Annotated in this window: 14 protein-coding genes and 1 riboswitch; of the genes, 8 read left to right on the plus strand and 6 right to left on the minus strand. The window is 72.3% G+C overall.

Translation table 11 applies throughout. The features are described 5' to 3' along the window. On the minus strand, positions 1-1,019 hold a 1,019-nt coding region (locus AW273_RS09720; protein ID WP_198168087.1), incomplete at its 3' end, for an AfsR/SARP family transcriptional regulator. A 58-nt stretch (positions 1,020-1,077) separates the two neighbouring features. On the opposite strand from AW273_RS09720, the gene AW273_RS09725 reads away from it, so the two are divergent. Together AW273_RS09725 and AW273_RS09730 are read left to right on the plus strand one after the other, a co-directional pair. After that, positions 1,078-1,929 (plus strand): alpha/beta fold hydrolase, encoded by an 852-nt coding sequence (locus AW273_RS09725; protein WP_062347419.1) that lies wholly within the window; start codon positions 1,078-1,080, stop codon positions 1,927-1,929. A 105-nt stretch (positions 1,930-2,034) separates the two neighbouring features. Beyond that, positions 2,035-2,523 carry a hypothetical protein gene (locus AW273_RS09730; protein ID WP_062347421.1) on the plus strand — a complete coding sequence of 163 codons (489 nt, stop codon included), beginning with the start codon at positions 2,035-2,037 and terminating at the stop codon, positions 2,521-2,523. A gap of 4 nt (positions 2,524-2,527) precedes the next feature. On the opposite strand, the gene AW273_RS09735 is transcribed toward AW273_RS09730, so the two are convergent. Further along, a complete protein-coding gene (locus tag AW273_RS09735) occupies positions 2,528-3,304 on the minus strand; it encodes an isoprenyl transferase (RefSeq protein WP_083949670.1) in 777 nt (258 codons plus the stop codon). Between the two features lie 345 nt (positions 3,305-3,649). On the opposite strand from AW273_RS09735, the gene AW273_RS09740 reads away from it, so the two are divergent. The 5 genes from AW273_RS09740 to AW273_RS09760 all read left to right on the plus strand — a co-directional run bounded on the left by AW273_RS09740 (position 3,650) and on the right by AW273_RS09760 (position 8,304). Further along, entirely contained in the window at positions 3,650-4,072 is a 423-nt protein-coding gene (locus tag AW273_RS09740) for a nitroreductase family deazaflavin-dependent oxidoreductase (RefSeq protein ID WP_083949647.1), read from the plus strand. 129 nt (positions 4,073-4,201) lie between these two features. Continuing rightward, a complete protein-coding gene (trpB, locus tag AW273_RS09745; RefSeq protein ID WP_062347424.1) occupies positions 4,202-5,377 on the plus strand; it encodes a tryptophan synthase subunit beta in 1,176 nt (391 codons plus the stop codon). Further along, entirely contained in the window at positions 5,374-6,231 is an 858-nt protein-coding gene (gene trpA, locus AW273_RS09750; RefSeq protein ID WP_083949648.1) for a tryptophan synthase subunit alpha, read from the plus strand. The genes trpB and trpA overlap by 4 nt, the downstream gene beginning before the upstream one ends. Next, positions 6,152-6,904 (plus strand): GntR family transcriptional regulator, encoded by a 753-nt coding sequence (locus AW273_RS09755; protein WP_062347426.1) that lies wholly within the window; start codon positions 6,152-6,154, stop codon positions 6,902-6,904. The genes trpA and AW273_RS09755 overlap by 80 nt, the downstream gene beginning before the upstream one ends. 54 nt (positions 6,905-6,958) lie before the next feature. Beyond that, a riboswitch (SAM riboswitch) is annotated at positions 6,959-7,074 on the plus strand. A gap of 24 nt (positions 7,075-7,098) precedes the next feature. Beyond that, entirely contained in the window at positions 7,099-8,304 is a 1,206-nt protein-coding gene (locus tag AW273_RS09760; protein WP_062347956.1) for an aminotransferase class V-fold PLP-dependent enzyme, read from the plus strand. Here the strand turns inward: AW273_RS09760 and AW273_RS09765 are convergent. Continuing rightward, positions 8,270-8,854: a TetR/AcrR family transcriptional regulator gene (locus AW273_RS09765; protein WP_062347428.1), complete on the minus strand. Its 585-nt coding sequence runs from the start codon at positions 8,852-8,854 to the stop codon at positions 8,270-8,272. The two genes, AW273_RS09760 and AW273_RS09765, sit on opposite strands and share 35 nt — an antisense overlap. 93 nt (positions 8,855-8,947) lie before the next feature. On the opposite strand from AW273_RS09765, the gene AW273_RS09770 reads away from it, so the two are divergent. After that, entirely contained in the window at positions 8,948-9,835 is an 888-nt protein-coding gene (locus AW273_RS09770) for an NmrA/HSCARG family protein (RefSeq protein WP_062347429.1), read from the plus strand. Here the strand turns inward: AW273_RS09770 and AW273_RS09775 are convergent. The 3 genes from AW273_RS09775 to AW273_RS09785 are packed head-to-tail and all read right to left on the minus strand — an operon-like array spanning position 9,832 to position 12,950. Beyond that, a complete protein-coding gene (locus AW273_RS09775) occupies positions 9,832-11,202 on the minus strand; it encodes a glycoside hydrolase family 5 protein (protein WP_062347431.1) in 1,371 nt (456 codons plus the stop codon). The two genes, AW273_RS09770 and AW273_RS09775, sit on opposite strands and share 4 nt — an antisense overlap. Before the next feature lie 13 nt (positions 11,203-11,215). Beyond that, the gene (locus tag AW273_RS09780) at positions 11,216-12,013 is read right to left on the minus strand and encodes a carbohydrate ABC transporter permease (protein ID WP_198168088.1); all 798 of its coding nucleotides are present in this window, start codon (positions 12,011-12,013) and stop codon (positions 11,216-11,218) included. Continuing rightward, complete coding sequence (locus AW273_RS09785) at positions 11,997-12,950, minus strand: carbohydrate ABC transporter permease (protein WP_198168089.1); 954 nt, start codon at positions 12,948-12,950, stop codon at positions 11,997-11,999. Before AW273_RS09785 ends, AW273_RS09780 begins: the two co-directional genes overlap by 17 nt. Positions 12,951-12,968 lie beyond the last annotated feature (18 nt).

Genomic DNA, 12,968 nt, shown 5'->3' on the forward strand with positions numbered 1-12,968 from the left:
GCCCCGACCACCCGCCCCGCCTGCACCGGATCGTCGGACCGCGTCCAGACCGCCGGCACGTCGTAAGCGCCGATCACCCGCGCCACCAGCTCGGCGTCACCCACCTCCTCGGCCGCCTCCACCGCCGCCGCACGATGCTCCCGCGCCGCCACCAGCCCCTCGCCGCCGGTCACCGCCAGCCCCCGCATCAACCCGACCGCCGCCTCCAGCCTCGGCCCCGCCCCCGGCGCCACCCGATCATGCGCCGCCGCCGCGCTCGCCCACACCCGCGCCGCCGCGTCACCGAACGCCAGCCCGTCGTCCTGCCGCAGAATCGCCGCCTCCAGATCCCGCAACCCCGGCCCCGGATCGAGCCCCAGCCGCCCCGCCAGCTCCGCCCGCGCCCCCCGCAGCACCGCCAGCGCGTCGGCCTGCCGCCCCGCCCGATAGAGCGCCAGCGCCAGCAGCCGCCACATCTCCTCCCGCCACGGATGGGCCCGCGCCTGCGCGTCCAGATCCGGCACCGCCTCGGCCGCCCGCCCCAGATCCAGCAACGCCTGCGCCCGCCGCTCCACCACCCGCAACCGCACCTCCGCCAGCCGCGCCCGCTCCCCCTCGGCCCACGCCATCCCCGCGTACGCCGGCCCCCGCCACAACGCCAGCCCCGCGTCGAGCCCCGCCAGCACCGCCGCCGGCGGCCCGGCCACCCGCGCCGCCTCCTCGAACCGCCACACGTCCGCCTCGGCCCGCAACGCGTAACCCGGCCCCGCCGTCACGATCACCCTCGCCGGCGTCCGCGGCGGGCGGCCCGGCTCCAACGCCCGCCGCAACGCCGCCACGAACGTCCGGATCGCCGCCACCGCGCCCTCCGGCGGGTCGTCCCACAGATCGGCCGCCAGCACCTCGACCGGCACCACCCGGCCCCCGGCCGCGACCAGCCGCGCCAGCACCTCACGATGACGCGGCCCCCGCAACACGATCGCCGCCCCCACCGCGTCCCACGCCTCCACCGGCCCGAGGACCCCCACCACAACGGACACACCGCCACGCTAACCGCTCATCGGATGCTCATCGGCACCCGGCAACCTCAACCCCGTGATGACCGACTTCACCCAGCACCGCGTCCCCGTCGCCGACGACGTCACCCTCACCGCCGCCGTCGGCGGCGACGGACCCGCCGTCGTCCTCCTCCACGGCTTCCCGCAGACCCGCCTCATGTGGCGGCACGTCGCCCCCGACCTCGCCACCACCCACACCGTCATCTGCCCCGACCTGCGCGGATACGGCGACAGCGACAAACCCGCCACCGGATACTCCAAACGCGAGATGGCCGCCGACATCATCGCCCTCGCCCACGCCCTCGGCCACGACAGGTTCGCCCTGGCCGGCCACGACCGCGGCGCCCTCGTCGCCTTCCGCGCCGCCCTCGACCACCCGGCCACCATCACCCACCTGGCCTGCCTCGACGTCCTGCCCACCCTCGACATGTGGAACGTCCTGCACGGCGCCCCCGCCGCCGTCGCCTGGCACCTCTACCTCATGGCCCAGCCGCCCGGCCTGCCGGAAACCCTCATCGCCGCCGACCCCGACACCTTCTTCGGCCACTTCCTCGACGCCTGGACCGGCGACCCCGCCGCCCTCCACGACGTCCGCGACACCTACCTGACCGCCGCCCGCCAGGCCATCCCCTCGATCGTCGCCGACTACCGCGCCTCCGCCGGCGTCGACCTCGACCACGACACCACCGACCGCGCCAACGGCACCCGGCTCACCATGCCCGTCACCGTCATCCAGCAGGACTGGGGCGCCGCCCTCGGCTACGACGCCGCCGCCCTCTGGCGCGCCTGGGCCCCCGACCTCCGCCACCACACCACCACCGCGGGCCACTTCATGGCCGAGGAGGCCCCCGCCGAGATCACCCGCCGGCTCCGCGAACTCCTCGCTCGCTGACCAGGTCAAATTCCGGCAAACCCCACTGCCCCCTGGCACGTCGACACCGCCAGGGGGCACCCGCCCGTGAACATCATGGAGCCCTTCGACAGAAGGGAAGACCCAATGCGTCCGCTCCTGTGCGCCGCCGCCCTCGCGCTCACCCTCGCGCCCCTCCAGCCGGCCTCGGCCGACACCGGCGACATCACCTGCCACGGCGGCAGCATCAGCCTGAACTACACCCCCGGGCTCACCTTCAAGAAGACCACCACCTGGATGACCGGGAACGGCGACCTCGGCGTCTGCTCCTCCACCCGGCACCCCGCCATCACCGGCGGATCCATCCACGTCGAAGGCGGCCTCACCACCCAGTGCCCCGGCCCGATCGGCCCCGGCTACACCCGCCTCACCATCACCTGGAACGACGGCACCACGAGCACGATCAACCAGGCGACCCACCGCGGCGACCTCACCTCCTACACCATCGAAGGCGGCACCGCCCACCTCACCGGCCGCACCACCAGCAACCTCGTCGAACTCGGCGCCGGCTGCGTCCTCAACGGCGTCACCCAGACCAGCGCCACCATCGACACGCTCACCACCAGCCACGGATGACCGGTCACCGGCCGAAACGGCGACCCCGGCCCGCATACGAACGAAGCGCCCGCAGAAAATCGATCTCCCGGAAATCCGGCCAGTAGCACTCGCAGAAGTGCATCTCCGCGTACGCCGACTGCCACAACATGAAACCCGACAGGCGCTGCTCGCCGCTGGTCCTGACGATCATGTCGAGCGGCGCCTGCGCCGCCGTGTACACATGCCGCGAGATCGACTCCGCGTCGAACCCCTCCAGGATCTCCTCCAACGGGACACCCGCCGCCAGCCGCTCCCCGATCGCCGACCGGACCGCGTCGGCGATCTCCCGCTGACCCCCGTACCCGATCGCGACGTTCACCCTCACCCCGCCCCGCCGCCCCACCGTCCGGGCCGCCGCGTCCTTGATCGCCCGAGCCGTCGCGTCCGGCAGCAGATCCAGGCTCCCGATCGGCGTGACCTCCCACCGGCGACCCGGCGCGGCCAGCTCCTCGACGACGCCCTCGATGATGCCCAGCAGGGCCGCGACCTCGTCCTCCCCACGGCCCAGGTTGTCGTCGGACAGCAGGTAGATCGTCACCTGCTCGATCCCGTACGCGTCGCACCAGCGCAGGAACGTCGGGATCTTCGCCCCACCGGCCCGATGGCCGTCGGCCGGATCAGGGAGACCCGCCGACCGCGCCCAGCGGCGATTGCCGTCGACCATGATCCCGATATGCCGCGGCATCAGCTCCCGGGGAAGCCGCCCCGCGAGCCTGCGCACGTAGAGCCGGTCGAGCACGCTCCTCAGCCGCCGTCGCATCCACACCATGGGTTCATCGTCGACCGGCCCCGCCGCCCGGGACAACCGCCTGCACCGAACCCCCACCGAAAATCGACCGGGGGCACGCTTCGTGTTGTCGCAGCCGAGCGCCTTTACAAAGTAGATTTCCTGGAGGTTGACGGGCGAACGCCGGGCGCGTCTAATGAGGCCCGATGTCGCGTGACTCCGGCCAAAGAGCAGTGGGCCGGCCGGTGATCGGGCGAACATCCTTCACGCGAAGGGTCTTGCGCGCCCCGCCTCTCAGCCGGCACGCCTTCGGCGACCGCCGCTTCCCCCTTTTTCACCGCAGTCGGTCACCCCTGATCTCCGGAGACACGCATCCACATGCCCACGCCATTCGACCGATCCGTCATCGCCGAGTTCCGCGCCAACGCGGGCCGGGTCGGCGGCCCCTTCGCGGGCGGCGACCTGCTCCTGCTCACGACCACCGGCGCGAAGTCGGGAAAGGAGACCACCACTCCCCTGGGCTATGTCCGCCACGGCGGCTCGCTGCTGGTCGTCGGCTCCAACCTGGGGGCCCCGCGGCACCCCGGCTGGTACCACAACCTGCTGGCCCATCCCTCGGTACGGGTGGAGCTCGGCGCCGAGACCTTCCCAGCCCTGGCGACCCCCGCCGGGGGAGCCCACCGTGACGAGCTGTTCGAGCAGGTCGTGAAGGTCTCCCCCGGCTACGGCGACTACCAGGCCCGGACCACCCGGCTCCTCCCGGTCGTCGTCCTCGAACGGGCCGGCGACCGCGCCGGGTGAGGGCGGAGGTCGACGCCCTCACCCGGAGGTCCCGCGGCCTCCGGCGCGCCCAGAGCTGGACTGACGGCGCCCTTGTTGTACTGTTCTAGAACAGTCTCCTGTTCTAGAACAGTACGGAGGACGACGTACATGAGCGAACACGCCCTGATGAGCGACCCGGGAACCACCGGACGGTTCGGCGACTACGGCGGGCGGTACGTGCCGGAGTCCCTGATCCCCGCCTGCCACGAGATCGAGGCCGCCTTCCGGGACGCCTGGGCCGACCCCGGCTTCCGCGACCGGCTCACCACCACGCTCACCGTCTACGCCGGACGCCCCACCCCGCTCACCCCGGCCCGGCGGTTGTCGCGGGAGCTCGGGATCACGCTGCTGCTCAAGCGGGAGGACCTCGCCCACACCGGCTCCCACAAGATCAACAACGTGGTCGGCCAGGCGCTGCTCGCCGAGCGGATGGGCAGGCGGCGGCTGCTGGCCGAGACCGGCGCGGGCCAGCACGGCGTCGCCACGGCCACCGCCGCGGCGCTCCTCGGTCTGGAGGCGACCGTGTTCATGGGCGAGCGCGACATCGAACGGCAGGAGCTCAACGTCCGGCGGATGAACGTGCTCGGCGCCGAGGTCGTGCCGGTCACCACCGGGAGCCGGACCCTCAAGGACGCCTGCAACGAGGCGATGCGGCACTGGGTCGCGTCCGTCGACGACTCCTACTACTGCGTCGGCTCGGTGATGGGGCCGCATCCCTACCCGTGGATGGTGCGCGAGTTCCAGCGGGTCATCGGCGAGGAGGCCCGCGTCCAGTGCGGCGCCGAACTGCCCGCCGGGGTGCCCGACTACGTGGTCGCCTGCGTCGGCGGCGGATCCAACGCCGCCGGCACCTTCGCCGGGTTCGTCGGCACCACCGCGCGGCTCGTCGGGGTCGAGGCCGAGGGCGGCGCGGCGGCCACCTCCGGCCGCGCCGGGGTGCTGCACGGCTACCGCTCGCTCGTCCTCCAGGACGAGCACGGCCAGGTCAGGGAGGCCCACTCGATCGCGGCCGGGCTCGACTACCCGGGCATCGGGCCCGAGCACGCCCACCTCCGCGACGGGGGCCGCGCCCGCTACGCGACCGTCACCGACGACGAGGTCGTCCGGGCGCTCGTGCGCCTGGCCCGCACCGAGGGGATCCTGGCCGCGCTGGAGTCCTCCCACGCCCTGGCCTGGGTGATCCGGGCCGCCGAAACCGGCGCGGTCGCGCCCGGCTCGACCGTGATGCTGACGCTCTCCGGCCGGGGGGACAAGGACATCGCCGCCATCAAGGAGCTGCCGTGACCCTCGAAGAGTTCCTGATCGCCCGCCGTGACGCGGGCCGTTCCCTGCTCGTGCCCTACGTCACCGGCGGGATCCGCCCCGGGTGGACGGACGTCGTCCGCGCCTACGTCGACGCCGGCGCCGACGCCGTCGAGGTGGGCTTCCCGTTCTCCGATCCGATGCTCGACGGCGTCACCATCCAGGAGGCCTCCGACCGGGCCATCGCGGGCGGGGCCACGGTCGCGGGCATCCTCGCGGAGCTCGCCGCGCTCGACGTGGCGGTGCCGCTGTTCGCGATGACGTACAGCAACCTGGTCTTCCAGCGGAGCGGCGCCGCGTTCTGCGCGGCGCTGCGGGCGAGCGGGCTGCGCGGGCTGATCGTGCCCGACTCGCCGCTGGAGGAGGTCGGCGAGCTGGCCGGCGCGGCGGCGGCCGAAGGGCTGGACCTGGCGCTGATGGCCGCGCCCTCCTCCTCCCCGGCCCGGCTGCGCGAGATCGCCGGGCGCAGCCGCGGGTTCGTCTACGCGGTGACCCGCATGGGGACGACCGGCGAGGGCGGCGGGACGTCCCCGGCGGTGGCGCGGCTCGGCCGTGACCTCAAGGGGCTCACCGACCGGCCGGTCCTGTTCGGCTTCGGCGTGTCCGACCCGGCACGGGCCGCCGAGCTCGCGGGGCACGCCGACGGCGTCGTGGTCGCCTCGGCGCTGATGCGCCGGCTGCTGGACGGCACAGGGCCGCGCGAGCTGGGAGAGTATGTGGCGAGCATCCGCCGCGCGCTCGACCACAGGGAGCCCGATGAGCAGTACGCCCCGCTACCGCGCCATCGCCGACGACCTGATCGCCAAGATCAGGTCGGGCCACTACCGCGCGGGTGAGGCCCTGCCCGCGCAGCGTGAGCTCAGCGCCTCCTACGGCGTGACGATGATGACGCTCCGGCAGGCGCTGCAGGTGCTCAGCGGCGAAGGCCTGATCGACCAGCGGGCCGGCCGCGGCACCTACGTGACGCGGCCCAGCGCCGAATACCCCCTCGACACCCTGCGCAGCCTCGGCGACGACCTGCGCAGACAGGGCCTCCCCCTGCGGACCGAGGTGCTCTCGGCCGCGCTGCGGCCGGCCCCGCGCGCGCTCACCCGGCTCCTCGGCGACGCGCCGGCCGGTCTGCGGGCCCTCCGGCTCGCCCGGGTGCGCCACCTGATGGGCCGGCCCGCCGTCCACCAGATCTCGTGGATCGTCGAGCCGCACGCCTCGGCGATCAGGGGGACCGATTTCACCGAGACCCCGCTCTACACCGCCCTCGCCGACGCCGGGGCGCGGGTGCACCGGGCGACCGAACGGGTCAGGCCGGCCCTGCTCACCGCCCCCGTGGCGGCCCGGCTGCGGCGCCCGGCGGGCGACCCGGTGTTCGTCAGCGAACGTGTCACCTATGACGACCGGGGCGAGCTGATCGTCACCGACCACGCCACCATCCTCGGCGAGTGGATGGAGATCCGGGCCGAGCGCAAGGCCACCGACCTGTCGCTGCACTGGTCCGGCGCCTTTACAAAGTAGATCTCGGACCGGGCTTGCGTCCCGGCCGGGCCGCCGGGTTATAGTTCCGGCGAAGGTCATGAGTGCCAGCGCACAGCCCCGGCTCGCTGGCCGGCAACCCTCGCGTCCGCGGCGGGGTGCCCCGGGTGAAGACCTGGTCCGTCGCGGGGTGCGGCGGGCAAGCGCGTGGCTCTCCTGGAGGCCTTGTGTCCCCCGTGTTCTCCCTTGACGTGCCCGTTCGCGACGGCGCGCTGGTGCCCTACGCCAATCTCGACTACGCCGCCAGCGCCCCCTGTCTCCAGGCGGTCAGCCAGGCCGTCGCCGAAGCGCTGCCCGCCTACTCCAGTGTCCACCGCGGCGCCGGATACGCCTCGCGGCTCACCACCACCCGCTACGAGCAGGCCCGCCACACGATCAAGGCGTTCGCCCGCGCCCGGCCCGACGACGCGCTGGTCTTCACCCGCAACACCACCGACGCGATGAACCTGCTGGCCCGCGGCCTGCCCGAGGGCACCACGGTTGTGGTCTTCGACACCGAGCACCACGCCACCCTCCTCCCCTGGTCCGCGCCCGTGCGCCTCGCCCCGCCCGCCCTGCCCGGCGAGGCCCTCCGCGCCGCCGACGAGGCGCTCGCCGCGATCGACGGTCCCGCGCTGCTGGTGGTGACCGCGGCCTCCAACGTCACCGGGGAACTGTGGCCGATCGCGGGCCTCGCGCACATCGCCCACCGGCACGGCGCCCGCATCGCCGTCGACGCCGCCCAGCTCGCCCCCCACCGCCCGCTGAACGTCGCCGCCCTCGACCTCGACTACGTCGCCTTCTCGGGCCACAAGCTCTACGCCCCCTTCGGCGCGGGCGTGCTGATCGGCCGCCGCGACTGGCTGGAGCGGGCCGAGCCCTACCTGAAGGGCGGCGGCGCCGTCGTGTCGGTCGGCGAGCAGGCCGAGTGGCAGCCCGACGTGGAGGCCCGGCACGAGGCCGGCACCCCCAACGTGCTGGGCGCCATCGCCCTGGCCGCCGCCTGCGACCACCTGAGCCAGACCGGCTGGACCGGCCTGATCGAGGAGGAGGAGCGCCTGCTCACCCGGCTGCGGACCGGGCTGGCCGCCATCGACGGCGTCCACGAGCTGGCGTTGTGGCCCGCCGACCATCCCCGGGTCGGGATCGTGTCGTTCGTCGTCGACGGCCTCACCGCCCGCGAGGTGGCCGAACGGTTGTCGGCCGACCACGGGATCGGCGTGCGCGACGGCAAGTTCTGCGCCCACCCGTTCGTGCGGCACCTGCTCGGCGTGGGCCACGGCGGCTGCGACGAACTCGGCGGCGCGGTCCGCGCCTCGATCGGCATCGGCAGCACCGAGGAACACGTCGACCGCCTGCTGTCCGCCCTCAGGACGCTCCCGAGGCGGGTTCGGGCCTCCTGATCCGGCCGTCGAGGGGGCTGAGGCCCGTCACGGCCAGGCCGAGGAGGCGGTTGGCCTCGGCCGCCGGGTCGGGGTGGTCTTCGGTGGCCAGGGCGATGCCGGTGATCAGGGCGATCAGGTCGGTGATGGTGACGCCCGGGGCCAGCACCTCCGCCGCCTGACGGACCAGGGGTTCGCCCGCCTCCGCGAGCTGGGTCGTGGCGCAGTGTCCGTGTTCGGCGTCGGCCGCCTTGTCGCGGTTGAGGGCCATGGCCAGCCCCCGGATCGTCGCGGCCGAGGTGGTCACCGCGCTCAGCCACTCCAGCAGCGCCGCGCGGGTGTCGGGGCGGCCGACGCGCTCGCGGGCGTGCGCGCAGAGGTTTTCGACGCGGTCACGGAAGACGGCGGCCAGCAGGGCGTGCCGGTTGGGGAAGTGGCGGCGGACCGTGCCCGAGCCGACGCCCGCGACGCGGGCGATCTGTTCCAGTGACGCGTCGGCGCCGTTGAGGGCGATCTCCTCCTCGGCGACGGCGAGCAGGCGCGCGTAGTTGCGCTGGGCGTCGGCGCGCATCAGGCCTCACCTCGGGGATTGCTAAACGGCGGGGGTCTCCGTATCGTACCGGAACAGAAACGGCGGGGTCCGCCGTTTTTTGAGAGGAGAGTCATGTCCCACGTTCTGGTCACCGGCGCCACCGGACAGCAGGGGGGCGCCGCCGCCCGCGCCCTGATCGAGGCGGGCGTGCCCGTCAGGGCGCTGGTCAGGGATCCGTCGACGGCGAAGGCGAGGGCGGTCGAGGCTCTCGGGGCCGAACTCGTGAAGGGTGACCTCTACGACCGTGACTCGCTGGTCGCGGCCGCGCAGGGGGTCAGGGCGGTGTTCTCGGTGCAGATGCCGCCGATGAAGGACGACGTCATCGACTTCGACGGCGAACGCGCCCAGGCGGAGAACCTGATCGAGGCCGCGCTGGCCGCCGGGGTGCCGCAGTTCGTGCACACGGCCGTGTCGGGGGCCGCGCAGAAGATCACCAGGGAGCGGTGGGCGCCGCTGCAGCCCTACTACACCACCAAGTCGGCCATCCAGGACCGGGTCCGCGAGGCCGGGTTCACCCACTGGACGCTGATCAACCCGGGCTGGTTCATGGAGAACTTCCTGCCGTCGGCGGCCTACCTGCTGCCCCGGGGCGTCGAGGGCGGCCTGGTCACGGTGCTGAAGCCGGAGACCAGGTTGTCACTCGTCGCGGTCGACGACATCGGGCGGGCCGCCGCCGCGGCCGTGCTCGACCCCGGGCGGTTCCACGGGATCGAGCTGGAGCTGGCGAGCGACCTCCTGTCGATGACGGAGATCGCCGCGATCCTCTCCAAGGCGTTCGGCGCCGAGCTGGCCGCGCCCGACCTGACCGAGGAGGAGGCGCTCGCCAAGGGGATGCCCGTGTGGGCGGGCGTCTCGCACGAGCGGACCGGGGCCGTCGGGCAGCCCGCGCGACCGGAGTACGCGCGGGCGCTCGGCATCCCGCTGACCAGTTTCGAGGAGTGGACCCGGAAGTACCTCTAACCGGCCATGAGCTGGTCGCGCAGGGTGGTGCGGACGTCGCAGTTGGCCAGCGCGAACGAGTCGGCCAGGGCGATCAGCTCGTCGTCGGTGAGGCCGCGGAAGAGCTCCGCGTACTCGTGGGCGAGCGGCTGGGCCACCGTCAGGTTGAGCAGCAGGGTGCGGACCCAGTCGTACTGCCCCCACGGGTAGGGGTCGAAGCCGGGGAACTCCTCGGCGATCATCCGGTAGAACGGGCCGGTCACCTCGGCGACGCCCGTGCCGTCGCTGCCCCACTGGTCGGCGCCCAGGCGCACCTTCTTGGCGACGAAGTCGCCGAACCGCTTCAGGTACGGGGAGTCGGGACGCACCATGACCAGGCCCTGGCGGCCCAGGTCCTTGTACATCCAGATCGACCACCCGGCGCCGTCGCGCCTGAAGATGTCGAGCTGGTCGGCCAGCAGCCGGCGGAGCTCGGCGTCGCGGGGCTCGGAGCCGGTGTAGATGGGGCCGAACTCGCCGACCCACACGGGGGTGCCGGTGCGGGTGCAGTATTCGGTGCGCTCGGCGTACTTGGCCTCCAGGGCGGCCTTGTCCCAGTGTTTCCCGGCGGTCTCACCCGGATAGGGGCCGCCGCCGCCAAGGCCGGGGGCGGCGTAGTCGTGGGCGACGTACACCGTGTTCTCCCACGGCTCGTCGAAGACGTCGAACTCGGTGGAGTAGGTGTTGCCGTCCAGGAAGAGGATGTGCCGGTCGTCGATCGCGCGGATGGCCTCGACCAGGCGGGTGTAGAACGGGCCGACCACCTTGCGCGACTCGTCGGCGGGCTCGTTGATCGGGTTGTAGCCGGCCACCCAGGGGTTGTCCTTGTAGTGCTCGGCGATGTGCTCCCACATCGTCACCACGCGGTCCTGGAAGTGGGGGTGGTCCCAGAACAGGGGGCGGTGGGTGATGTTGTCGGAGTGCCAGTGGTGGTTCTGCGAGCCGGGCAGGGCGTGCAGGTCGATGACGGTGTAGATGCCGTGCTGCGCGCACGCCTCCACCGCGCGGTCGAGGTGCCGGAAGCCCTCGGTCTTGAACTCGAAGGGGCGTTCGTCGTCCTCGAAGTGGCGGTAGTTGACGGGGAGGCGCACGCAGTTCATGCCCATCTCGGCCAGCAGCCTGGCGTCGTCCTCGTTGAAGAAGGCGGTCAGCAGGCGGTCGAAGAACAGTTCGTACTTCTCGTCGCCGAGGACCTCGCGCACCAGGCTGCGCATCAGCGCCTCGTTGGCCGAGTAGCCGGTGATGAAGTTCTCCATGTTCAGCCAGCCGCCGACCGCGACGCCGCGCAGGCGGACGGGGGCGCCCGACTCGTCGACGAACTGGCGTCCTTCGACCCGGAGGAAGGTCATGTGAGGGGTTCCTTTACTTGATGGCACCGGCCGAGAGGCCGCGTTCGAACAGGCCCTGGAGGCAGAGGTAGGCGACGATCTCGGGGATCGCGGTGATGACCGCGCTGGCCAGCACCTTGGTCTGGTCGTTGCTGAACTGGCTGACGAAGAACTGCGGCAGCAGCGTCACGGTCTGCTGGGCCGGGTCCTGGATGAGGACCAGCGGCAGCAGGTAGGCGTTCCACGAGCCGATCAGGGTCAGCACCACGATCGCCGCGGCGATCGGCCGCGTCATGGGGATGACGATGTAGCGGAAGGAGGTGAACGTGCTCGCGCCGTCGATGCGGGCGGCGTCGAACAGCGCGTCGGGCACGCCGTCGACGAACCGGCGGGCGATCAGCACGGTGAAGGGGATCTGCAGCGCGGCCAGCGGCAGCACGACCGCCCAGTAGGTGTCGTAGACGCCGAGGGCCAGCGTCGTCGCGAACAGCGGGGTGAGCAGGACGACCTCGGGCAGCGTGAGCGCGGCCAGGATCATCCAGAAGTAGACCTCCTTGCGGCGCACGCGCAGCTTGGAGAACCCGAACGCGGCCAGCATCGTCAGGACGTACACGATGGCGATCGTCGAGACCGAGATGACGACGCTGCTCTTGAAGAAGGTGCCGATCGTGCCGACCTCGAAGACCGCGCGGTAGTTGCCCCAGCCCTCCCCCGCCAGCGAGCCCTGCACCATCACGACCAGGGGGAACAGGTAGGGGATGACCATCGCGGTGACCAGGATCTGCAGCAGCAGCCTGGCCGGCGGGCGGCGGGCCTCAAACACCGCTCTCACCGTCCTTCCGGTTGGAGCGGGCGGCGACGGCGATGGCGCCGAGCAGGGCCAGTACGAGGAGCATGATCGACAGCGCGGCCCCGTAGCCGACGTGGGCGCTGGGGATGCTGATCCGGTAGATGTAGGTGCCGAGGAACTCGGTGGCGTAGTTGGGGCCGCCGATCGTCACCAGGTAGGGGATGTCGAAGGTCTTCAGGGCGCCGATCACGCTGAGCATGGCGAGCGCCACGGTGGTGCCGCGCACGCCGGGCCACACGATGCTGACCAGGGTGCGGATGTTGCTGGCCCCGTCGGTGCGCGCGGCCTCCAGCACCTCGGGGTCGATCTGGCCCATCGCGGCGTAGTAGAGCACGAAGGTCAGGCCGGTGAAGTTCCAGACGGTGATGAACATGATCACCGGCATGGCCGTGCCCGACTGGGCCAGCCAGGGCTGAGAGAGGAAGCCCAGGCCGGCGTGGTCGAGGAACCAGTTGAGCTGGCCGTCGGCGGCGAACATCTGCCGGAACACCGGCGCCATGGTCGCCGGCGCGATGACCACCGGTGTGAACACGATCACCTTGTAGAGGGTGCCGAGCCGCACCTTCGAGTGCAGCAGCGCCGCGAACACGAAGCCGATCGCGGTCTGCGCGGTGAAGGTCACCACGAAGAAGATCACGGTGTGCCAGATGGCCTGCCAGAAGATCGGGTCGACCAGGATGTCGCGGTAGTTCTGCAGGCCCACCGGCGTCGGGGTGGGGCTGGTGCCGTCCCAGTCGAGGGTCGACAGGTAGCCCGTCTCGCCGATGCAGTAGTAGAGGATGCCGACCACGAAGACGAACGCGGGCAGGATCCACGGAAGGCCGGAGGGGCGGATCGCCCCGCCCCGGGAACGGGGTCCCGGGGCGGAGGATCCGGAAGGACGGCGTGCCCCGGTCTTCGATGTGGTCGTGGAGGTCAAGGGTTCCGTCCTCGGGGG

This window comes from Herbidospora yilanensis (assembly GCF_001570565.1).
Classification (GTDB): Bacteria; Actinomycetota; Actinomycetes; order Streptosporangiales; family Streptosporangiaceae; genus Herbidospora; species Herbidospora yilanensis.

Coding starts and splice junctions, on each gene's coding strand:
- AW273_RS09725 (WP_062347419.1), top strand. CDS start 1,078: ATGACCGACTTCACCCAGCACCGCGTCCCCGTCGCCGACGACGTCACC.
- AW273_RS09730 (WP_062347421.1), top strand. CDS start 2,035: ATGCGTCCGCTCCTGTGCGCCGCCGCCCTCGCGCTCACCCTCGCGCCC.
- AW273_RS09735 (WP_083949670.1), bottom strand. CDS start 3,304: ATGCGACGGCGGCTGAGGAGCGTGCTCGACCGGCTCTACGTGCGCAGG.
- AW273_RS09740 (WP_083949647.1), top strand. CDS start 3,650: ATGCCCACGCCATTCGACCGATCCGTCATCGCCGAGTTCCGCGCCAAC.
- trpB (WP_062347424.1), top strand. CDS start 4,202: ATGAGCGAACACGCCCTGATGAGCGACCCGGGAACCACCGGACGGTTC.
- AW273_RS09755 (WP_062347426.1), top strand. CDS start 6,152: ATGAGCAGTACGCCCCGCTACCGCGCCATCGCCGACGACCTGATCGCC.
- AW273_RS09765 (WP_062347428.1), bottom strand. CDS start 8,854: ATGCGCGCCGACGCCCAGCGCAACTACGCGCGCCTGCTCGCCGTCGCC.
- AW273_RS09770 (WP_062347429.1), top strand. CDS start 8,948: ATGTCCCACGTTCTGGTCACCGGCGCCACCGGACAGCAGGGGGGCGCC.
- AW273_RS09775 (WP_062347431.1), bottom strand. CDS start 11,202: ATGACCTTCCTCCGGGTCGAAGGACGCCAGTTCGTCGACGAGTCGGGC.